The following is an 18,589-nucleotide window of genomic DNA, read 5'->3' as shown; positions in this document are numbered from 1 at the left end:
TGGAAAATGAAAATTCCGTTTATCGACTTGGCGTGATACGCCTCTGTCACCGCCCTGTCGGACAATCGGTCGCCCTTCCGCATCGGAGGGGCGGCGCCCCTGTCCGCAGGGCATCCGCAAGCCAGACGAGGAGAGCAAGATGGACGGCAATGACATAGGACGGTCGGGCAAGTGCCCGGTCATGCACGGCGCGATCACCACGACGACGCAGACGGTCACGGACTGGTGGCCGAAGTCGCTGAACCTCGACATCCTGCACCAGCATGACACCAAGGTGCAGCCCCTGAAGGGCTTCAACTACCGCGAGGAAGTGAAGAAACTGGACTTCGAGGCGCTGAAGCGTGACCTGATCGCGCTGATGACCGACAGCCAGGACTGGTGGCCGGCCGACTGGGGCCATTACGGCGGCCTCTTCATCCGCATGTCCTGGCACGCCGCCGGGACCTACCGCATGGCCGATGGCCGCGGCGGGGCGGGCACCGGCAACCACCGCTTTGCGCCGCTGAACTCCTGGCCCGACAACGCCAACCTCGACAAGGCGCGTCGCCTGTTGTGGCCGATCAAGAAAAAATACGGCAACCGCCTGTCCTGGGCCGACCTGATGGTGCTGGCCGGGACCGTGGCCTACGAATCGATGGGGCTGAAGACCTTCGGCTTCGGCTTCGGGCGCGAGGACATCTGGCATCCCGAAAAGGACACCTGGTGGGGGTCGGAAAAGGAATGGCTGACCGACCAGCGCTATCCGACGAAGGAGGACCGCACCAGCCTGGAAAACCCGCTGGCCGCCGTGGTCATGGGCCTGATCTATGTGAACCCGCAAGGGGTTGACGGCCAGCCCGACCCGCTGAAGACCGCGATGGACGTGCGCGAGACCTTTGCCCGCATGGCGATGAACGACGAGGAAACCGTCGCCCTGACCGCAGGCGGCCACACGGTCGGCAAGGCGCATGGCAACAACAATCCGGCCCTGATCGGCCCCGAGCCGGAAGCTGCCCCGCTGGAAGAGGCGGGCCTTGGCTGGAACGTCCACGCCGCCCGCTCGATCGGGCGCGACACGATCACCTCGGGGCTGGAAGGCGCCTGGACGACCCATCCGACGAAATGGGACGGCGGCTATTTCCACCTGCTCTTGAACTACGACTGGGAACTGGTGAAATCGCCCGCCGGGGCCTGGCAGTGGCAGCCGATCAACATCAGGCCAGAGGACATGCCGGTCGATGTGGAAGACCCGACGATCCGCCGCATGCCGATGATGACCGACGCCGACATGGCGATGAAGATGGACCCGATCTACCGCGAGATCTCCGAGCGGTTTGCCAGGGATCATGCGGCTTTCAGCGACGCCTTCGCCCGCGCCTGGTTCAAGCTGACCCACCGCGACATGGGGCCGAAGGTCCGCTACCTGGGCCCCTGGGTGCCGCAGGAAGACCTGATCTGGCAGGACCCGGTGCCTCAGGGCCCGACCGGCTGGAACGTGGACGCCGTGAAGGCGAAGATCGCTGCCTCGGGCCTGTCGATCAGCGACATGGTGGCCACCGCCTGGGATTCGGCCCGCACCTTCCGCGGCTCGGACAACCGGGGCGGGGCGAACGGGGCCCGCATCCGTCTGGCGCCGCAGAAGGACTGGGAGGGCAACGAGCCCGCCCGTCTTTCGCGCGTCCTGTCGGTGCTGGAACCCATCGCGGCGGAAGCCGGGGCCTCGGTCGCCGATGTGATCGTGCTGGCGGGCAACGTCGGCGTCGAGCAGGCCGCGAAGGCCGCGGGCGTTGACGTGACCGTCCCCTTCCATCCGGGCCGCGGCGACGCGACGGCGGAACAGACCGACGCCGACAGCTTCAGCGTGCTGGAGCCGCTGGCCGACGGGTTCCGCAACTGGATGAAGAAGGACTATGCGGTGACGGCGGAGGAGCTGATGCTCGACCGCGCGCAGCTGATGGGCCTGACCGCGCCCGAGATGACCGTTCTGGTCGGCGGGATGCGGGTCCTGGGCACCAACCATGGCGGGACGCGCCACGGGGTCTTCACCGACCGCGTGGGCGCCTTGACCACCGACTTCTTCACCGGCCTGACCGACATGGCCTGCAAATGGGTGCCGAAGGGGACGAACCTGTATGAACTGACCGACCGCAAGACCGGCGCCGTGAAGTGGACGGCGACGCGGGCGGATCTGGTGTTCGGCTCCAACTCCATCCTGCGGGCCTATGCCGAGGTCTATGCCCAGGACGACGCCCACGAGAAATTCGTGCACGATTTCGTCGCCGCGTGGACCAAGGTGATGGAGGCCGACCGCTTCGACCTGCGCGCCTGAGCGGTCTGATAGCCAAGAAAACGGCCCGGCTGCCAAGCCGGGCCGTTTTCAATTGAACCTCTGGTGCCCGCGGCCGGACTCGAACCGGCACGGCCTTGCAGCCAGGGGATTTTAAGTCCCCGGTGTCTACCATTTCACCACGCGGGCAGCGGGGCGGACCTTAGCCCCCCGGCCGCGCAAGGAAAAGCCCGCGCCTCAGCTTCCCCCCGCTGCCAGCAGCCAGCCCACCAGCTCGAAACTGTTCCTGACCCCCGCCTTGCGGATCATGTTGGCCCGGTGCACCTCGACCGTCCGGGGCGATGACCCCAGTGCCAAGGCGATCTCTTTCGAGGTGAAGCCGTTCACCAGATAGCGCGCGATCCGCTTTTCCGTCGGCGTGAGCTGCCCCTTTACCCCGCCCTCGCCCTCCAGCGGCCGGTAGGTCCAGACCGCCAGCCGCTGCGGGTCGGACGGGTCAAGGGCGGTGCCCTTGCCCTCGGTCCAGATCACCTGCCCGTCCTTCCGGCGCATGAAACGCTCGTCCCGATAGACCGCGCTGGCCTGCATCGCCCGCCGCGCGCGTTCGCCGATCAGCTCGTAATCCGTCTCGGTCGGATAGAGGACGCGGATCGACTGCCCCTCCAGCTCGCGCGGGGTCCAGCCGAACACCGCCTCGACCCGGGCCGAGGCGCGCAGGATCACCCGATCCGCCAGGATCAGCGTGGCATCCGGCCCGTGCTGGAAGGCCAGCCGCTCATAGTCGCGCATTCCCGCCCTCTACGTAGTCGCCTACGTATTCTTACGGATGGCACCCCCCGGCGCAATCTCTCAGGATCGCCCCTGTCCGATGTTCCCGTCCGTGGAACCGGGAGGAGACCACCATGAACAAAGTCTATCCAAGCGCCGCTGCGGCCCTCGACGGGCTTCTGCACGACGGGATGCTGATCGCCAGCGGAGGCTTCGGCCTCTGCGGCATCCCCGAACTCCTGATCGCCGCGATCCGCGATGCGGGCACGAAGAACCTCACCGTCGCCTCGAACAACGCGGGCGTCGATGGCTTCGGCCTGGGCGTCCTGCTGGAGACGCGGCAGGTGAAGAAGATGATCTCGTCCTATGTGGGCGAGAATGCCGAATTCATGCGCCAGTATCTGTCGGGCGAACTCGAAGTCGAATTCAACCCGCAGGGGACACTCGCCGAGCGGATGCGGGCGGGCGGCGCGGGCATCCCGGGCTTCTACACCGCAACGGGCGTCGGCACCGTGATCGCCGAGGGCAAGGAACATCACGACTTCGACGGCAAGACCTATATCCTGGAACGCGGGATCGTGGCGGACCTGTCGATCGTCAAGGCCTGGAAGGCGGACCCGTCGGGGAACCTCGTCTTCCGCAAGACCGCGCGAAATTTCAACGTCCCCGCCGCCACCTGCGGCAAGGTCTGCGTGGCCGAGGTCGAGGAGATCGTGCCCCTGGGCAGCCTTGACCCCGACCACATCCACCTGCCGGGGATCTATGTCCACCGCATCATCACCGGCAAGCACGAGAAACGCATCGAACAGCGGACCGTCCGCAAGCGGGAGAACGCATGATGAGCGAGACCAAGGGCTGGGACCGCAACGGCATGGCCGCCCGCGCGGCGCAGGAATTGCGCGACGGGATGTATGTGAACCTTGGCATCGGCATCCCGACGCTGGTGGCGAACTATATCCCCGAGGGCGTGAACGTCACCCTGCAATCGGAAAACGGGATGCTGGGGATGGGGCCGTTTCCCTACGAGGGCGAGGAAGACCCCGACCTCATCAACGCCGGCAAGCAGACGATCACCGAACTGCCGCAGACCGCCTATTTCGACAGCGCGACCTCCTTCGCGATGATCCGCGGCGGCAAGATCGCCATGGCGATCCTGGGCGGGATGGAAGTCAGCGAAACCGGCGATCTGGCGAACTGGATGATCCCCGGCAAGCTGGTCAAGGGCATGGGGGGCGCGATGGATCTGGTGGCGGGCGTGGGCCGCGTGGTGGTGGTGATGGACCACACCTCGAAACACGGCGAGTCCAAGGTGTTGAAATCCTGCACGCTTCCGCTGACGGGCAAGGGCGTGGTGGACCGGATCATCACCAATCTCGGCGTGCTGGACGTGGTGCCCGGCGGGCTGAAGATCGTCGAACTCGCCCCCGGCGTGACCGAGGCGGACCTGCGCGCCGCGACCGAGGCGACGATTGTCGGCTGACCATAGCGTCACCCGCGACCACGGGGCGACCAGAGGTCGCTTCGTGATCCGCCAGGGCGGGAAAGCGGCGGAACCGACCCATTCGGTCACAACGCCCACACTCGTCATCGCCGACCATACCGGCGTCCCGGACAGCCTGCGCGGCACCGGCGCGGGGCTGGCGCTGGTGGCAGCCGCGCGGAAGGACGGCTTCAGGGTCGGCCCCCGCGGCGCCTTCGGCAACGCCACCCGGAAGAAGCACTCCGCCCGGGCCGACGTCTTCGTCTAGAGACCGGCCAGGTCGGTGCGGAAGATGCAGGGATCGGTGACCAGCATCGGCGGGCTGACACACAGCCCCTGGGCCACCTGCCAGGCGGCAAGCACCTTGGGCACATAGTCGCGCGTCTCGGCATAGGGCGGGACGCCGCCGTTGCTGCGCACGGCTCCCTCGCCGGCATTGTAGGCCGCCAGTGCAAGCACCGGGTCGTAGTCGAACTCCTTCAGCAGCCAGTCCAGATAGGCGACACCGCCCTTGATGTTCTGCACCGGATCCTTGGCATCCGTGACGCCAAAGCGTTCTGCCGTGGCCGGGATCAACTGCATCAGCCCCACCGCCCCGGCATGGCTGACCGCATCCGCCCGACCCGCGCTTTCGATGCCGATCACCGCCAGCACCAGCGCCGGCGACACCTTGGTGTTCAGCGTCGCACGCAGGATGTCCTTGCCGTACTGCTTTGACACCTCTTGCAAATGCTGCATCCTTGGCGCCCTGACCATCGCGCCCCCCGGCCCCTGCGACAGCGAGGCCAGGGCAAGCTGGAAGCGGTCCGCCCGGTCGCCGATGCCGGCCGGCACCTTCTCCCAGTACCAGGCATAGGACGAGGCCGGCGCCGGGCCGGGCTCTCGGTCGGTCCTGTCGGCGGGCTTCCGTTCTTCTTCGCGCCGGACCGGCTTCGGATCGACCTTGGGCAGGGCCGCAAGGTATCGGGCCTGCTCCTCCGGGTCGATCTGGACGGTGATCCGCTTGCCGGGCAGCGACTCTCCCACCTTCACGCGCTTGAAGGTGTAGTCCTCTGCCTGCGCCGCGAAGGGCACGGCGGCACAGAGAATCGCTGCGATCCTCAAACCTGACTTCTGCATGATCGGGGCCTGCTCGCCTCGTTGTTTTGCCGGCAGAGTCGCAGCTTCGGGGGGACGGGGCCAGAACTTTTCCCGACCAATCATGGCAATTCTGCCAGAATTGACCGAAATACCACGGCCTGGCATGCAAAGATGAACAAAGCGCTAAAAATCTTTCTGTTCCCTTTCAGTGCCTTACCTCATGCCGGCCAGGTTTTTTCCGGAGGATCGGGATTCTGCGGTCGTCGTCCAAACTGCTGCCATTTTTGCGGGGCTATATGTGGCCATACCGAACGACGACGGCGCGGGATGCGGCCAACTCGAAGCGGTTGAATGTACAGTGAGCACCCTAGCAAAGGACCAAGACAAATGACCAAGTTTTCCGCTTTCCTGAAAGACGAAGCCGGCGCCGTGACCGTTGACTGGGTGGTTCTGACCGCCGCCGTCGTGGGCCTGGGCCTCCTGATCTTCTCGGCCGTCCGCCCGGCCGTTTCGGAGCTGGCCACCGCGATCGGTGAGGAACTCGATGATGCCCGTGAATGCATGACCTCGAACGGGGCCAACTGCTAATTCGCTTCCCCCGGAAGCTTCGGACGACCGCGCCCTGCGAAGGGTGCGGTCGTTTCCGTTTGTGGCCGCGCGGCATCGGCCCCGGGGGCGGGTTCCCGCGGGCGTCCCCCGCCCGCGGCGCAGACAAGGCGCCCGGACAGCTGCGCCGGCACGGCGCGCGCCCGATGTCGCACATTCGCCTCAAGGTTGAATGGAATCCGGCCGCGAATGTCCGGCATATGAAAAATTATCATTTTTAGTCAGTTACTTAAAAGATTACCAGTGAATTTTTGGCCTGACCCAGAAATAACCGAAGCACTCCCAACTCTTGCCACGATTGATCGGTCATATGGGCTCATACCGGTCGGAAGCGGCACAGGGATCGCCACGAACGAAGCGGTTGCGACACAGATGAACGCCTTTGAAAGGGACAAGACCATGACCAAGTTCTCCGCCTTCCTGAAAGACGAAGCCGGCGCCGTGACCGTTGACTGGGTGGTTCTGACCGCCGCTGTCGTGGGCCTGGGCCTGCTGATCTTCTCGTTCGTCCGCCAGCCCGTTTCGGACCTGGCCGAAGCGATCGGTGACGAACTCGGCAAAGCCCAAACCTGCATGCAGAACAACAACTCGGCGACCTGCTGATCCACAGCATCCCCCGCCTTTCGGGCCGCGCCTCCTCGGGCGCGGCCTTTCCATTGCGCTGACCTGTGACTCTCGGCAGGCCGGAAACAGTAAAGCCGCCGGCGCGACATTGGTGCCCGACCAATGCTAAATTTTCGCCTTATTCAACGGTCATGGTGCAGCAAGTGTGACTCGCCCCGCGACAGCATGGGGCAGCGGCCACAGGAGAAAGATCTTCGAATCGGGGCGCCCACCCATCACGTTGCCGGGCACCCCCGAACGCACTAAAAGCAGCGCCGGATCGCCTCTGCACCTTCCGAGGCCGACATCCGCAAACAGAGGTTGGAAATGAGAGCAGTATTCGCGTTGGTCCTGATCGTCGGCATGGCTCTGGCCGGTGTGGCGGTTTACATGATCCAGGGCTACATGGCCGAACTGGAAGGGGCGCTCCGCAAGGAACAGGCGTTCAACGCCAAGGCCGGCAAGCTGGTCGAGGTCTTCGTCTTCGCCAAGCCGAAGAAATACGGCGAACCGCTGGCGGAAAAGGATGTCGTCGCCATCTACTGGCCCGAGAAGAGCCTGCCCGCCACGATCTTCCGCGACAAGGCCGCCCTCTTCCCCGAAAACGCCAAGGGCCCGCGCTATATCCTGCGCTCGACCGAAGCCTTCGAGCCGGTCCTGGCCAGCCGCGTCACCGAACCGGGCGAACTGGCGAACCTCACGTCGAAGCTGGAAAAGGGCAAGCGCGCCTTCGCGATCAAGGTCGGCACGAATTCGGGCATTTCCAATTTCGTGAAGCCGGACGACTACATCGACATCCTCTGGACCGGCAACGTCCCGGGCGTCGAGGGCGGGATCACCCGTCAGATCGAAAGCGCGGTGCTGGTGATCGCGGTGGACAAAGCCATCAACGAGGGCCAGGTCTCCTCGGACACTGTTGCGCAGACGGTCACAGTCGCCGCGACGCCGGAACAGGTGGCCCGTCTGGCCCAGGCCCAGGCCACGGGCAAGCTGACCCTGTCGCTGGCCCGCGACGCCAGCGAAACCGTTGAAGGAACTGTGGAAACCGACATCAACAGCATGCTTGGCATCGTACGCCAGGAAGAGGCTCCCGTTGAAGTCGTCCCCGAAGTCAAGAAGTGCTACGCCAAGCAGCGCAGCGGCGGACAGGTGATCGAAACCGACATCGAGATCCCCTGCTCGAACTGACCTCCGACCTTCCGGCAATCTGGGGCGCGGCCACATGATCTGGGGCCGCGCCCTTTCCGTTTTTCAATCCATTGCGACCTGTTGCAGTTTATCCACATCAAGGTCACCCCTCAAATCATTGATTCTTGCAAAAAAACCGGGGCTGGGTCATCCTGCCTGCACACAAGGGCGTTCAAGACCCAAACGAGGCGTGGTCGAAAGGGCAGATCACATGAACATGAAACGACTCCTGGTAGCAGGCTATCTTGGTGCGTGTGTCGCATCGTCGGCGCTGACGCCGGTCTCCGCCGAAGTCCTGCGCGTGATGCAGGGCCAGGCTTCCAACGCACTCAACGTTCCGATGAACCGGGCCGTTGTCGTCGAAAGTGATGTTCCCTTCGCGGAGCTCTCGATCGCAAACCCCGGCATCGCCGATATCTCGACCCTGTCGGACCGCTCGATCTACGTCCTCGGCAAGGCGCCGGGGCGCACCACGCTCACGCTTCTGTCGCCGAACGGGCAACTGATCTCGAACGTCGATGTGCATGTCACCCCCGACATCGCCGAATTCAAGGAGCGGTTGCAGCAGATCCTGCCGGGCGAGAAGATCGAGGTTCGCACCGCGAATGACGGCATCGTGCTTTCCGGTCAGGTCTCCTCGACCGCGAAACTGGACCGGGCGCTTGATCTGGCGAACCGCTACGCGCCGGACCGGGTGTCGAACCTGATGGTGGTCGGCGGGACGCAGCAGGTCATGCTGAAGGTCCGCTTCGCCGAGGTGAACCGGACGATCTCGAAGAACCTGTCCTCCTCGCTCGGCATCGGCGACCGCGGCCGCCTGCGCGGAGAGACCGGCACCTATCTCAGCGGCAGCAACAGCCTTGGCGGCCCCCTCACCCTGCGCCCGAATGCCGCGGGCGGCATCGCCTTCGGCGGGTCCATCGGCGGTCTCGAATTCGAGGTCCTGCTGGAAGCGCTGGAAGCGAAGGGCATGGTCCGCACCCTTGCGGAACCGAACCTGACCGCGCTCTCCGGTCAGGATGCCAAGTTCCTGGCCGGTGGCGAATATCCCGTCCCCGTGGCGCAGGACAACAGCACGGTCACAGTCGAATGGAAACCCTTCGGTGTGGAACTCAACTTCACCCCGGTGGTCGTCGACCAGGACATCATCAACCTCTCGATCAGCGCGGCCGTCTCGTCGATCGACCCGGCCAACGGGATCTCGGTCTCGGGCTTCTCGATCGACGCCTTCAAGCGGCGCGAGACCTCGACCACGGTCGAGATGCGCGACGGCGAAAGCTTTGCCATCGCGGGCCTGTTGCAGGACGACTTCCGCGACCTGAACACCCAGCTGCCCTGGATCGGCGACATTCCGATCCTGGGTGCCCTGTTCCGGTCCTCGGAATACCAGCGGTCGCAGACCGAACTGGTCATCATCGTCACGCCGCACCTTGTCACCCCGGTGGCCGGTGCCGCCCTGGCGCTGCCGACCGACCGGGTGCGCATCCCGACCGAACGCGAACTGTTCCTGTTCGGCGATGTGGCGAAGGGCCCGAAACGGGGTGCTGCCGCCGAAGTCGCCCGCCAGGACTTCAGCTCGTCCTACGGCTATGTGATGGAGTAAGGCGATGACCACGATGCTTCCCAGACTCCTGGCCGCGACGGCCCTGCTGGCGCTGACGGCCTGCGGCGAATCCTCGGTCTCCTGGGACCGCGAGCTTGGCTCGGAGGTCGACAAGGGCCAGTTCGGCAATGCGACGATGAACAACACGCTGCTCCAGACCGGAGAGCTGTCCTACACCGTCGCCCTGGCCGAGCGCTTTGCGGCCGAGGTTCCCGACACGATCAACTTCGCCTTCGACAGCGCAGAGCTGACCCCCGAGGCGAAAGAGATTCTGCGCCGGCAGGCGAACTTCATCCGCCAGTTCCCGGAAGTCCGCTTCCGCGTCTATGGCCATACCGATCTTGTCGGTTCGGCCAGCTACAACCAGCGCCTCGGCCTGCGCCGCGCCCAGGCGGCCGTCGCCTACCTGACCTCGCAGGGGATCTCCCGGTCGCGGCTGGAAGCGGTGGTCAGCTACGGCAAGACGCGCCCGATCGTGCGGACCAACCAGCCGGAAGTGCGCAACCGCCGCACCGTGACCGAGGTTTCGGGCTTCGTGAAGTCGCATCCTCTGGTGCTGAACGGCAAATATGCCGCGATCATCTGGCGCGAATACGTCCAGAGCGGCGTGCGCCCGCATAGCGGCGAGGTTGCCGATGCCCAGGGCCAGGGCAGCAGCCAGTAACGGGCCGCAGAACCCATCGAAAGGAGGCCGGGCCAGGTGCCCGGCCTCTTCGTTTCCAGAATCGTGATAATCCCAGAAACAGGCCCTTTTAGCCCAATTATCGCCACCATTCTTGAACAAGGTCGCCGGGATGGGATGAGTACCGGGGTCCTTTGTTCCTTAGGTCGAATACGCCAGAACCGAAAAGCTAACGGCCTGAAATTCATGTGCAGAAGCCCGGCACCGAAAGGACAAGACGCCAGATGACGAGCAAACCGACCGTTCAGAGCGATCCGGCACCGATCCTCGCCTGCACGATTTCGCGCGACGTGCAGCGATTCGACCTTCTGATCGACGACATGGAAGCCGAACTGGGCGAGGCCTGGGGCGATCTGAATTTCGAGGATGCGCTGGTCTTCCTCAAGCAGCCGGACAGCACCGGCATGCAGTTCGTCGCCATTGCCGTGGACAGCGAGGACGAATCCGAACTGTCGAAGATGAACGATGTCATCAAGGCGGCCAAGGCCAAGAAGATCAAGGTTCTTCTGATCGCGAACCAGGTCAGCCCTTCGGTGCTGCACCAGATGCTGAAGCTGGGGGCCGACGATTTCGTCCCCTACCCGCTGCCCGAGGGCGCGCTGCACGACGCCATCGAACGCCTGCGCAAGCCCGCCCCGGTCCTGCCCGACGGCTATGATCCGGAAACCGGCACCTTCAACCCGGTGTTCAAGGCCCGCGGCGACCGCAACGGCGTCATCCTGCCGGTGCACGGCATGGCGGGCGGCGTGGGGGCCACGACCTTCGCCGCCAACCTCGCCTGGGAACTGTGCCTGATCCCGGAAGCCGAGGGCATGCGGGTCTGCGTCATCGACCTCGACCTGCAATTCGGCTCGGTCGCCACCTATCTCGACCTGCCCCGCAAGGAGGCCGTGCTCGAGATCCTCACCGACACCGCCGCCATCGACGCCGATGCGCTGATGAAGTCGATGCTGACCTTCAACGAAAAGCTGCATGTCTTCACCGCTCCGGCCGACATGCTGCCGCTCGAGATGATCACGCCAGAGGACATCGGCCGCATCCTGGACACGGCACAGGCCAACTTCGACTTCGTGATCGTCGATATGCCCTCGACGGTGGTCGCCTGGACCGAGGCGGTGCTGACCCGGGCCCATGTCTACTTCGCGCTGCTGGAGCTTGACCTGCGCTCGGCGCAGAACATCCTGCGCTTCATCCGGGCGCTGAAGGCCGAGGCGCTGCCGCATGACAAGGTGCGCTACGTCCTGAACCGCGCGCCGAAGTTCACCGACCTCTCCGCCAAGGCCCGCGTGAAGCGTATGGCCGAAAGCCTGGACATCGACATCGAGGTGCAGCTGCCCGACGGTGGCGAACAGGTGACCCAGGCCAACGACCACGGCCTGCCCATCGCCGAAAGCGCGACCAAGAACCCGTTGCGCAAGGAACTGCAAAAGCTTGCCAAGTCCTTGTATGATCTCAACAAAGCTGCCGAAACCGCAAAAGCCTGATTAGGGGGAACGTACCGTGTTCAGTCGGTTCAAGAAAGATACTCCCGCCGGTTCCGCCCCGACCACCGGGGGCATGGCGCCCGTTGCCCAGGGGGCCGACAGGGCACCCTTCGCCAACCGCGCGCCCCAGCAACCCGTGATCCAGCAGCGTGCCGCGGCCGAGGCCGTCGCGGCCGACAAGGAAAAGAAGCGCAAGGAGCGTCTGACCGAACTCAAGGTCGAAATCCACAAGCGGCTGCTCGAGGATCTGAACCTCTCGGCCATCGAATCGGCGACCGAACAATCGCTTCGCGGCGAGATCGCTGCCTTGACCAACGAGGCGCTGGACGACATGTCCGTCGCGTTGAACAAGGAAGACCGCCTTGCCCTGACGCAGGAACTTTATGACGAGGTCATGGGCCTTGGCCCGCTGGAGCCGCTGCTGAAGGACGAGACGATCAGCGATATTCTCGTCAACGGTCCGAAGCGCATCTTCGTCGAACGCGCGGGCAAGCTGCAACTCAGCGATGTCACCTTCCGCGACGAACGCCACCTTCTGCGCATCATCGACAAGATCGTGTCCGCCGTGGGTCGCCGGGTCGATGAATCGAACCCCTATTGCGACGCCCGTCTGGCCGACGGCAGCCGTTTCAACTGCATGATCCCGCCGATTGCGGTGGACGGCTCGCTGGTCTCGATCCGCAAGTTCAAGAAGGACAAGCTGAAGATCGACGATCTGGTCCGCTTCGGCGCCTTCACCGAGGAAATGGCCGCCTATCTTCAGGCCGCCGTGTCCTGCCGGCTGAACATCATCGTCTCGGGCGGGACGGGTTCGGGCAAGACGACCACGCTGAACGCGCTGTCGTCCTTCATCGACAACCACGAACGCGTGCTGACCATCGAGGACACGGCCGAACTTCAGCTCCAGCAGGTCCACGTCGGCCGGATGGAAAGCCGCCCCGCCAACGTCGAAGGCAAGGGCGCCGTCACCCAGCGCGACTGTCTGCGCAACGCGCTGCGGATGCGTCCCGACCGCATCATCGTCGGCGAAACGCGGGGCGAGGAAGTCATCGACATGTTGCAGGCCATGAACACCGGCCACGACGGATCGATGACCACGATCCACGCCAACAACCCGCGCGACGCGATCTCGCGTCTGGAAAACATGGTCGCCATGGCCGGGATCGAGATGCCGCTCAAGGCGATGCGCAGCCAGATCGCCAGCGCCGTCAACCTGATCGTGCAGGCCAGCCGTCTGCAGGACGGGACCCGCCGCATGACGTCCGTGACCGAAATCACCGGCATGGAAGGCGAGGTCATCTCGATGCAGGAGGTCTTCCGCTTTGAACGCCTGGGGGTGGAGCCTTCTGGCAAGATCATCGGCCGCTTCAACGCGACCGGCATCCGCTCGGCCTATTCCGACCGCTTCCGGCAGTGGGGCTTCGACCTGCCCGCCTCCATCTACGAACCGATCGTCTGACCGCCATGCAAATCAGTGCAGCCCCCCTGATCTACCTGATGATCTTCGTTGCGGTCATCGTGATCGTCAACGGCATCTATCTGCTTGTCTTCGGAAAATCGGTCAGCCTCAACAGCCGCGTCAGCCGCAGGCTTGCGCTTCTGGAAAAGAACGCGAACCGCGAACAGGTTCTGGAACAGCTCCGCAAGGAGATGAACCAGCACCTGAACGCGCGCAACATCCCGCTCTATTCGATGCTGGCCAAGAAGGCGCAGCGGGCGAACATCGCCTTCTCGCCCCAGGCGCTGATCGGGATCATGGCGGCCCTGTCGGCCTTTGCCTTCCTGATGCTGTCCGCCTTCACCGCGGCCGAATTCGGCCTGCGTCTGGTGCTGGGCGTGGCCATGGGTGTGGGCGGGGTCTTCTACTGGGTCAACAGCACCGCGAAGAAACGGATGAGCCTGCTGGAGGAACAGCTGCCCGATTCCATCGAACTGATGGTCCGCAGCCTGCGCGTCGGCCACCCCTTCTCGACCGCGATCGGCATCGTGGCGAAGGAAATCCCCGACCCGCTGGGCTCGGAATTCGGAGTGATCGCCGACGAGGCCGCCTATGGCCGCGACGTGTCGGAATCGCTCAAGGCCTTTGCCGAACGGATGGACAGCCAGGACCTGCGCTTCCTTGCCGTTGCCGTGTCGATCCAGCAGCAGTCGGGCGGCAACCTGGCCGAGATCCTGGAAGGCCTGTCCAAGGTGGTCCGCGCGCGCTTCAAGCTGTTCCGCCGCGTCCGCGCCATCACCGCCGAGGCGAAATGGTCCGGCATGTTCCTGTCGGGCTTTCCGATCGTCGCGCTGATCATGATCAACGTGGTGCAGCCCGACTACTATGACGAGGTCAAGGGCACCTCGGCCTATATCCCGGCGGCGCTTTTCGTCGTCACCTTCCTCATCATCAACATCATCTACATGAAGGTGATGACCAACATCAAAGTGTAGGTCTCGGCGATGGACTTCCTTTCGAACCTCATGACCGGCATGACCGAGCGTTTCGGGCCGATGGCCCCGTTGCTTGCGGTCGGGCTTCTGGGTTTCCTGCTTGTCCTGCTGGCGCTGCCGGTGGTGATGAAACGACAGCGCGACCGCTTCCGCGAGCTGAAGGACCAGGGTCAGACCACCCCCAAGGACAAGAAGCGCGCGCTGCGCAAGACCGAGCGGGTGGACAAGCTGGAAAAGTTCGCCCACTTCCTCGAACCGCAGAAGAAAGAGGAACTCTCGGCCGCCAAGCTGACCATGCTGCGCGCGGGCTATACCGGCAAGAACGCGGTCCGGATGTTCCACGCCATCCAGTTCCTGCTGGCCATCCTCTTCCTGATCGGCGGCCTGATCGTCGCGCTGATCAAGTCGATGTCGCAGGACATGTCGGGCGTCGATCTCGTGTTGCACAGCATCCTGCCCTGCGCCGTCGGCTACTACATCCCGCGCTACTGGGTGAACAAGCGCGTCAAGCAGCGCCAGACCGAGATCATCGAGGGCTTCCCCGACGCGCTTGACCTGATGCTGGTCTGCGTCGAGGCCGGTCAGTCGCTGGACCAGTCGATCATCCGCGTCGGCAAGGAAAGCCGCGCGGGCTATCCGGCGCTCGCCGAAGAATTCGAAATGGTCGCGCAAGAGATCAAGGCCGGCAAGGAACGCATCGCGGTCCTGAAGGACATGTCCGAACGGGTGGGCGTGCCCGATGTGGCCTCCTTCGTGACCACGATCATCCAGTCCGCAACCTTCGGCACCTCGATCGCCGACGCGCTGCGCGTCTATTCCGCCGACATGCGCGACAAGCGCATCATGCGCGCGGAAGAAAAGGCCAACATGTTGCCGACGAAACTGACCCTCGGCACAATGCTGTTTACAGTTCCACCGCTTCTGGTCATTCTGATCGGGCCTTCCGTCTACGGAATGGTGACAATGCTGACCCAACTCGCGGGCGGCCTGTAGGATCGAGCGGGATTTGACTTGCGCGAAGCAGTCCTTCTGACGCTGTGTTCTGCGCTTCTTCTGGCCGGCTGCGTGCCGGCCGGTGGCGTTTCGCGCAATAATCCCTTTGGCGTGGACGCGCGCGGTGAAGGCGTGGACGGGATGACCGTCGGCCATCGCCTGATGGAGGCGGGCGAACCCGAGCTTGCGCTGAAGGCCTACCTGCGCGGCGCCGGAGAGGTCGGCATCAACGCGGACGTTCTGTCCGCCATCGGCTCGGCCAACCTGGCGCTCGGGCGGCTGGGTCAGGCCGAAAAGTCCCTGAAGCGCGCGCTGGACCTTGATCCGAACTTCGTTCCGGCCCTGAACAACCTGGGCGTGGTGAAGATGGAACAGGGCCAGACCGGCGAGGCGCGCGTCCTGTTCCAGCGCGCCTTCGCGCTGGATAGTGGCGAAACGGACTCGATCCGTCAGAATCTGATGCTCGCTATCGCGCAAAGCGAGGCGAACGTGTATGATCCTCAACAACAAGAACAAAAGGGCGGGTTCCGTCTGGTTCGGCAAGAGAAGGGCAAGTACGTTCTCCTTTCCGATCTCTAGGCGTCATCGCGTCGAACAGGTTACGGGCAGTCAACAAAAAGGACGCTGAAGATGCGCCATCCGGCTTTCGTAGTGCTGTGCCTGTCCGGCGCAGTCGTCTTGTCAGCCTGTCAGAAGAACTCTGACGCACAGGTCCAGCGGGCTCTCAAGGACGTCAACGTCGTCGACGAGACCAACCTGAACGAGGTGATGATGACGGTGGCCGACCCGAACGAGGCGGTCAGCTACTTCACCCGCACCCTCCAGCAGAACCCCGACCGCATCGACCTGATGCGCGGTCTTGCCCGGTCGCTCACCCGCGCGCAGAAGCCGACCGAGGCCGCGCAGGTCTGGCGCAAGGCGGTCGCACACAAGGATTCGACCCCGGACGACCGCGTGATGCTGGCCGATGCACTGATCCGGTCGAACCAGTGGGCCGAGGCCAAGGCCGAGCTGAACCAGATCCCGCCCACCCACGAAACCTTCGACCGCTACCGGCTGGAGGCCATGGTCGCCGACAGTGACCGGAACTGGAAGAAGGCCGACAGCTTCTATGAAATCGCCTCCGGCCTGACCACCACGCCGGCCGGCGTCCTGAACAACTGGGGTTTCTCCAAGCTGACCCGCGGCGACGCGGGAGGGGCCGAGAAGCTGTTCACCGAGGCGCTGACCTACGATCCCGGTCTGTTCACCGCCAAGAACAACCTGGTGCTCGCCAGGGCGGCCCAGCGCAAGTACGATCTGCCGGTCGTCCGCATGACCCAGGTCGAACGGGCCGAGCTTCTGTATTCCATGGCGCTGGCCGCCATCAAGCAGGGTGATGTCTCGGTCGGGAAAAGCCTGCTGAACCAGGCGATCGAGACCCATCCGCAGCACTTCGAAGCCGCGGTGCGCAGCCTGCAAGCCCTTGATGCGAATGTGAAAACCTGATGCTTTCTCCGACCGGCGCGATGATCCTCCTCGTTCCGGTGCTGCCCATTGCGATCTGGGCGGCACTGTCGGACATGAAGCGGATGAAGATCCCGAACACCTCTGTGCTGGCCATGGCGGCAGTCTGGCCGCTGCTGGGCTGGTATGTGTCGCCGACGCTGACTGTCTGGGCCTGGGGCTTCGCGCTCATGGCCATCGTGTTGGTCGCCGGCTTCCTGCTGTATCTGACCGGAACCTTCGGGGCCGGGGACGCCAAGTTCGCCGCTGCCATGGCCGGCATCTTCGTCGGCGGCGACATCGGCGAGATCCTCCTCATCATCTTCGTCTGCATGATCGGCGCGCTGATCGTCCACCGGCTGCTGCGCAGCCTTCCGGTGGTGCGGAACGCCACGCCGGACTGGGAAAGCTGGACCAAGCGGCGCTATTTCCCCTTCGGTCTGGCGCTGTCGTCCATGGTCATCTTCTATCTTCTTGCCGCCATCTGGCCACAGGGCTGACACAAGTCACGTTTACGACTCAATGCGCGAACCCGCGCTAGATTGTCCACGGAGCTTGCCCTATGAACGCTGAGGCCCCGGTGTCGGGCGTGCAACCGCCGCCCTCTCCTCGCACGCTGGCAGATACTGGCCTGTCCATCATCACGATGCGGGACCTCCTGTTGAAGACGATGTTCCGCACCAACCAGTCGCAGGTCTCGGCCCTGTCCAAGCTGATCTGCCTGCCGGTGCCGCTGACCCAGGAACTGGTGGACATGGCACGGGCCCAGAAGCTTCTGACCGCGATGGGCACGCTGCATGCCACGGCCGGCAACGAAATGGGCTACGAGCTGACCGATGCCGGCAAGGCCCGCGCCCTGGACGCGCTGTCGCAATCCGAATATTACGGCGCGATGCCGGTGCCGCTGGACCAGTATTCGGTGCAGGTCAAGCGTCAGTCGGTGCGCGACATCCGGCTGACCCGCGAACAGCTGATGTCCGGCATGGGCCACCTGATCCTGCCGCCCGACCTGATCGACAACCTCGGCCCTGCCGTGACCTCGGGCCGCTCGATCCTGCTTTACGGACCGCCGGGGAACGGCAAGTCCTCGATCTCGCACGGCATCCGCGCCGCCCTTGGCGACAAGGTCTATGTGCCCCGCGCAATCGAATATTCCGGCCAGATCATCAGCGTCTATGACCCGATCGTCCATTCGGCGGCCGAAATGGCGGTGGACGACCCCAACAGCCTGCGCCGCACCTCGAACCGCTTCGACAACCGCTATGTCTATTGCGAGCGTCCCTCGGTGATCACCGGGGGCGAACTCAGCCTCGACATGCTGGACCTGGCCTACAACCCCACCGCGCGCACCTATCAGGCGCCCTTGCAGCTGAAGGCCACGGGCGGCATCTTCATCGTCGACGACCTCGGCCGCCAGGCCGAACCGCCGCAGAAGATCGTCAACCGCTGGATCGTGCCCTTGGAGGAAAGCCGCGACATCCTTGCGCTGCAATCGGGCGAGAAATTCACCGTGCCCTTCGACACGCTGGTGATCTTCTCGACCAACTACCACCCGAACCAGATTTTCGACGGCGCGGCCCTGCGGCGGATCTTCTTCAAGATCAAGATCGACGGGCCGAGCCAGGAGAATTTCCTGAAGATCTTCGCCATGGTCGCGCGCAAGAAGAAGATGCCGCTGGACGAAACGGCGCTCATGCATCTGATGAAGGTCAAGTTCCCGACCATCCAGAACAACTACGCGAACTACCAGCCGGTCTTCCTGATCGACCAGATGATCGCAGTCTGCGAATTCGAGAACATCCCCTATCAGATGACCCCCGAGCTCATCGACCGCGCCTGGAGCAACATGTTCGTCCGCCAGGAAGACATCGCGCACTGAGGGCGCAAAAGTTTTCGAAAACTTTTGCAAAATCCTTCG

The 18,589-nt window shown here is 64.1% G+C and carries 19 protein-coding genes and 1 tRNA gene; 17 read left to right on the top strand and 3 right to left on the bottom strand.

The window, feature by feature from the left end:
- Positions 1 to 139 precede the first annotated feature (139 nt).
- Complete coding sequence (katG, locus tag G8O29_RS16415) at positions 140 to 2,308, top strand: catalase/peroxidase HPI (protein WP_166404310.1); 2,169 nt, start codon at positions 140 to 142, stop codon at positions 2,306 to 2,308.
- A gap of 61 nt (positions 2,309 to 2,369) precedes the next feature.
- Here the strand turns inward: katG and G8O29_RS16410 are convergent.
- Positions 2,370 to 2,455 (bottom strand) — tRNA-Leu (locus G8O29_RS16410).
- Between the two features lie 48 nt (positions 2,456 to 2,503).
- On the bottom strand, positions 2,504 to 3,055 hold the full coding sequence (locus G8O29_RS16405; RefSeq protein ID WP_166404309.1) for a LuxR family transcriptional regulator: 552 nt from the start codon (positions 3,053 to 3,055) through the stop codon (positions 2,504 to 2,506).
- 113 nt (positions 3,056 to 3,168) lie between these two features.
- On the opposite strand from G8O29_RS16405, the gene G8O29_RS16400 reads away from it, so the two are divergent.
- From G8O29_RS16400 to G8O29_RS16390, 3 genes are read left to right on the top strand one after another with little or no spacing between them, the layout of a single operon-like run.
- Positions 3,169 to 3,873: a CoA transferase subunit A gene (locus G8O29_RS16400; protein ID WP_166404308.1), complete on the top strand. Its 705-nt coding sequence runs from the start codon at positions 3,169 to 3,171 to the stop codon at positions 3,871 to 3,873.
- Entirely contained in the window at positions 3,870 to 4,514 is a 645-nt protein-coding gene (locus G8O29_RS16395; protein ID WP_207623921.1) for a CoA transferase subunit B, read from the top strand. Before G8O29_RS16400 ends, G8O29_RS16395 begins: the two co-directional genes overlap by 4 nt.
- On the top strand, positions 4,504 to 4,782 hold the full coding sequence (locus G8O29_RS16390; protein ID WP_166404306.1) for an N-acetyltransferase: 279 nt from the start codon (positions 4,504 to 4,506) through the stop codon (positions 4,780 to 4,782). The genes G8O29_RS16395 and G8O29_RS16390 overlap by 11 nt, the downstream gene beginning before the upstream one ends.
- Here G8O29_RS16390 and G8O29_RS16385 read toward each other — a convergent pair.
- Entirely contained in the window at positions 4,779 to 5,633 is an 855-nt protein-coding gene (locus G8O29_RS16385) for a lytic transglycosylase domain-containing protein (protein ID WP_166404305.1), read from the bottom strand. The two genes, G8O29_RS16390 and G8O29_RS16385, sit on opposite strands and share 4 nt — an antisense overlap.
- Positions 5,634 to 5,981: 348 nt before the next feature.
- Between G8O29_RS16385 and G8O29_RS16380 the strand changes: the two genes are divergently transcribed.
- From G8O29_RS16380 to G8O29_RS16320, 13 genes are all read left to right on the top strand, one after another.
- Positions 5,982 to 6,182, top strand: coding sequence for a hypothetical protein (locus G8O29_RS16380; protein ID WP_166404304.1), 201 nt, complete (start codon positions 5,982 to 5,984; stop codon positions 6,180 to 6,182).
- A 417-nt stretch (positions 6,183 to 6,599) separates the two neighbouring features.
- The gene (locus G8O29_RS16375) at positions 6,600 to 6,803 is read left to right on the top strand and encodes a hypothetical protein (protein ID WP_166404303.1); all 204 of its coding nucleotides are present in this window, start codon (positions 6,600 to 6,602) and stop codon (positions 6,801 to 6,803) included.
- 327 nt (positions 6,804 to 7,130) lie between these two features.
- Positions 7,131 to 7,991, top strand: coding sequence for a Flp pilus assembly protein CpaB (gene cpaB / locus G8O29_RS16370; RefSeq protein ID WP_166404302.1), 861 nt, complete (start codon positions 7,131 to 7,133; stop codon positions 7,989 to 7,991).
- A 211-nt stretch (positions 7,992 to 8,202) separates the two neighbouring features.
- The gene (locus G8O29_RS16365; protein WP_166404301.1) at positions 8,203 to 9,594 is read left to right on the top strand and encodes a type II and III secretion system protein family protein; all 1,392 of its coding nucleotides are present in this window, start codon (positions 8,203 to 8,205) and stop codon (positions 9,592 to 9,594) included.
- Positions 9,595 to 9,598: 4 nt separating this feature from the next.
- Positions 9,599 to 10,258: an OmpA family protein gene (locus tag G8O29_RS16360; protein ID WP_166404300.1), complete on the top strand. Its 660-nt coding sequence runs from the start codon at positions 9,599 to 9,601 to the stop codon at positions 10,256 to 10,258.
- Positions 10,259 to 10,500: 242 nt separating this feature from the next.
- Entirely contained in the window at positions 10,501 to 11,760 is a 1,260-nt protein-coding gene (locus G8O29_RS16355) for a CpaE/TadZ family protein (protein ID WP_166404299.1), read from the top strand.
- Positions 11,761 to 11,833: 73 nt separating this feature from the next.
- Positions 11,834 to 13,219, top strand: a complete 1,386-nt coding sequence (locus G8O29_RS16350) for a TadA family conjugal transfer-associated ATPase (RefSeq protein WP_166404298.1) — start codon at positions 11,834 to 11,836, stop codon at positions 13,217 to 13,219.
- 5 nt (positions 13,220 to 13,224) lie between these two features.
- Complete coding sequence (locus tag G8O29_RS16345; protein WP_166404297.1) at positions 13,225 to 14,193, top strand: type II secretion system F family protein; 969 nt, start codon at positions 13,225 to 13,227, stop codon at positions 14,191 to 14,193.
- A 9-nt stretch (positions 14,194 to 14,202) separates the two neighbouring features.
- Positions 14,203 to 15,186 (top strand): type II secretion system F family protein, encoded by a 984-nt coding sequence (locus G8O29_RS16340; RefSeq protein ID WP_166404296.1) that lies wholly within the window; start codon positions 14,203 to 14,205, stop codon positions 15,184 to 15,186.
- Positions 15,187 to 15,204: 18 nt separating this feature from the next.
- Positions 15,205 to 15,765, top strand: coding sequence for a tetratricopeptide repeat protein (locus tag G8O29_RS16335; protein WP_437440814.1), 561 nt, complete (start codon positions 15,205 to 15,207; stop codon positions 15,763 to 15,765).
- 51 nt (positions 15,766 to 15,816) lie between these two features.
- On the top strand, positions 15,817 to 16,674 hold the full coding sequence (locus G8O29_RS16330; RefSeq protein WP_166404295.1) for a tetratricopeptide repeat protein: 858 nt from the start codon (positions 15,817 to 15,819) through the stop codon (positions 16,672 to 16,674).
- A complete protein-coding gene (locus G8O29_RS16325) occupies positions 16,674 to 17,171 on the top strand; it encodes an A24 family peptidase (protein WP_166404294.1) in 498 nt (165 codons plus the stop codon). Before G8O29_RS16330 ends, G8O29_RS16325 begins: the two co-directional genes overlap by 1 nt.
- 62 nt (positions 17,172 to 17,233) lie before the next feature.
- Positions 17,234 to 18,550, top strand: coding sequence for a DUF8689 domain-containing protein (locus G8O29_RS16320; RefSeq protein WP_166404293.1), 1,317 nt, complete (start codon positions 17,234 to 17,236; stop codon positions 18,548 to 18,550).
- Positions 18,551 to 18,589 lie beyond the last annotated feature (39 nt).

Source organism: Rhodobacter calidifons (assembly GCF_011174775.1).
GTDB lineage: Bacteria > Pseudomonadota > Alphaproteobacteria > Rhodobacterales > Rhodobacteraceae > Tabrizicola > Tabrizicola calidifons.
The sequence above is the reverse complement of the archived record's forward strand: the minus strand, read 5'-3'. Positions and strand labels throughout refer to the sequence as shown.

Excerpts from the sequence above, each read along its gene's own strand:
- katG (WP_166404310.1), top strand. The coding sequence starts at position 140 with ATGGACGGCAATGACATAGGACGGTCGGGCAAGTGCCCGGTCATGCAC.
- G8O29_RS16405 (WP_166404309.1), bottom strand. The coding sequence starts at position 3,055 with ATGCGCGACTATGAGCGGCTGGCCTTCCAGCACGGGCCGGATGCCACG.
- G8O29_RS16400 (WP_166404308.1), top strand. The coding sequence starts at position 3,169 with ATGAACAAAGTCTATCCAAGCGCCGCTGCGGCCCTCGACGGGCTTCTG.
- G8O29_RS16395 (WP_207623921.1), top strand. The coding sequence starts at position 3,870 with ATGATGAGCGAGACCAAGGGCTGGGACCGCAACGGCATGGCCGCCCGC.
- G8O29_RS16385 (WP_166404305.1), bottom strand. The coding sequence starts at position 5,633 with ATGCAGAAGTCAGGTTTGAGGATCGCAGCGATTCTCTGTGCCGCCGTG.
- G8O29_RS16380 (WP_166404304.1), top strand. The coding sequence starts at position 5,982 with ATGACCAAGTTTTCCGCTTTCCTGAAAGACGAAGCCGGCGCCGTGACC.
- G8O29_RS16375 (WP_166404303.1), top strand. The coding sequence starts at position 6,600 with ATGACCAAGTTCTCCGCCTTCCTGAAAGACGAAGCCGGCGCCGTGACC.
- cpaB (WP_166404302.1), top strand. The coding sequence starts at position 7,131 with ATGAGAGCAGTATTCGCGTTGGTCCTGATCGTCGGCATGGCTCTGGCC.
- G8O29_RS16365 (WP_166404301.1), top strand. The coding sequence starts at position 8,203 with ATGAACATGAAACGACTCCTGGTAGCAGGCTATCTTGGTGCGTGTGTC.
- G8O29_RS16360 (WP_166404300.1), top strand. The coding sequence starts at position 9,599 with ATGACCACGATGCTTCCCAGACTCCTGGCCGCGACGGCCCTGCTGGCG.
- G8O29_RS16355 (WP_166404299.1), top strand. The coding sequence starts at position 10,501 with ATGACGAGCAAACCGACCGTTCAGAGCGATCCGGCACCGATCCTCGCC.
- G8O29_RS16350 (WP_166404298.1), top strand. The coding sequence starts at position 11,834 with ATGGCGCCCGTTGCCCAGGGGGCCGACAGGGCACCCTTCGCCAACCGC.
- G8O29_RS16345 (WP_166404297.1), top strand. The coding sequence starts at position 13,225 with ATGCAAATCAGTGCAGCCCCCCTGATCTACCTGATGATCTTCGTTGCG.
- G8O29_RS16340 (WP_166404296.1), top strand. The coding sequence starts at position 14,203 with ATGGACTTCCTTTCGAACCTCATGACCGGCATGACCGAGCGTTTCGGG.
- G8O29_RS16330 (WP_166404295.1), top strand. The coding sequence starts at position 15,817 with ATGCGCCATCCGGCTTTCGTAGTGCTGTGCCTGTCCGGCGCAGTCGTC.
- G8O29_RS16325 (WP_166404294.1), top strand. The coding sequence starts at position 16,674 with ATGCTTTCTCCGACCGGCGCGATGATCCTCCTCGTTCCGGTGCTGCCC.
- G8O29_RS16320 (WP_166404293.1), top strand. The coding sequence starts at position 17,234 with ATGAACGCTGAGGCCCCGGTGTCGGGCGTGCAACCGCCGCCCTCTCCT.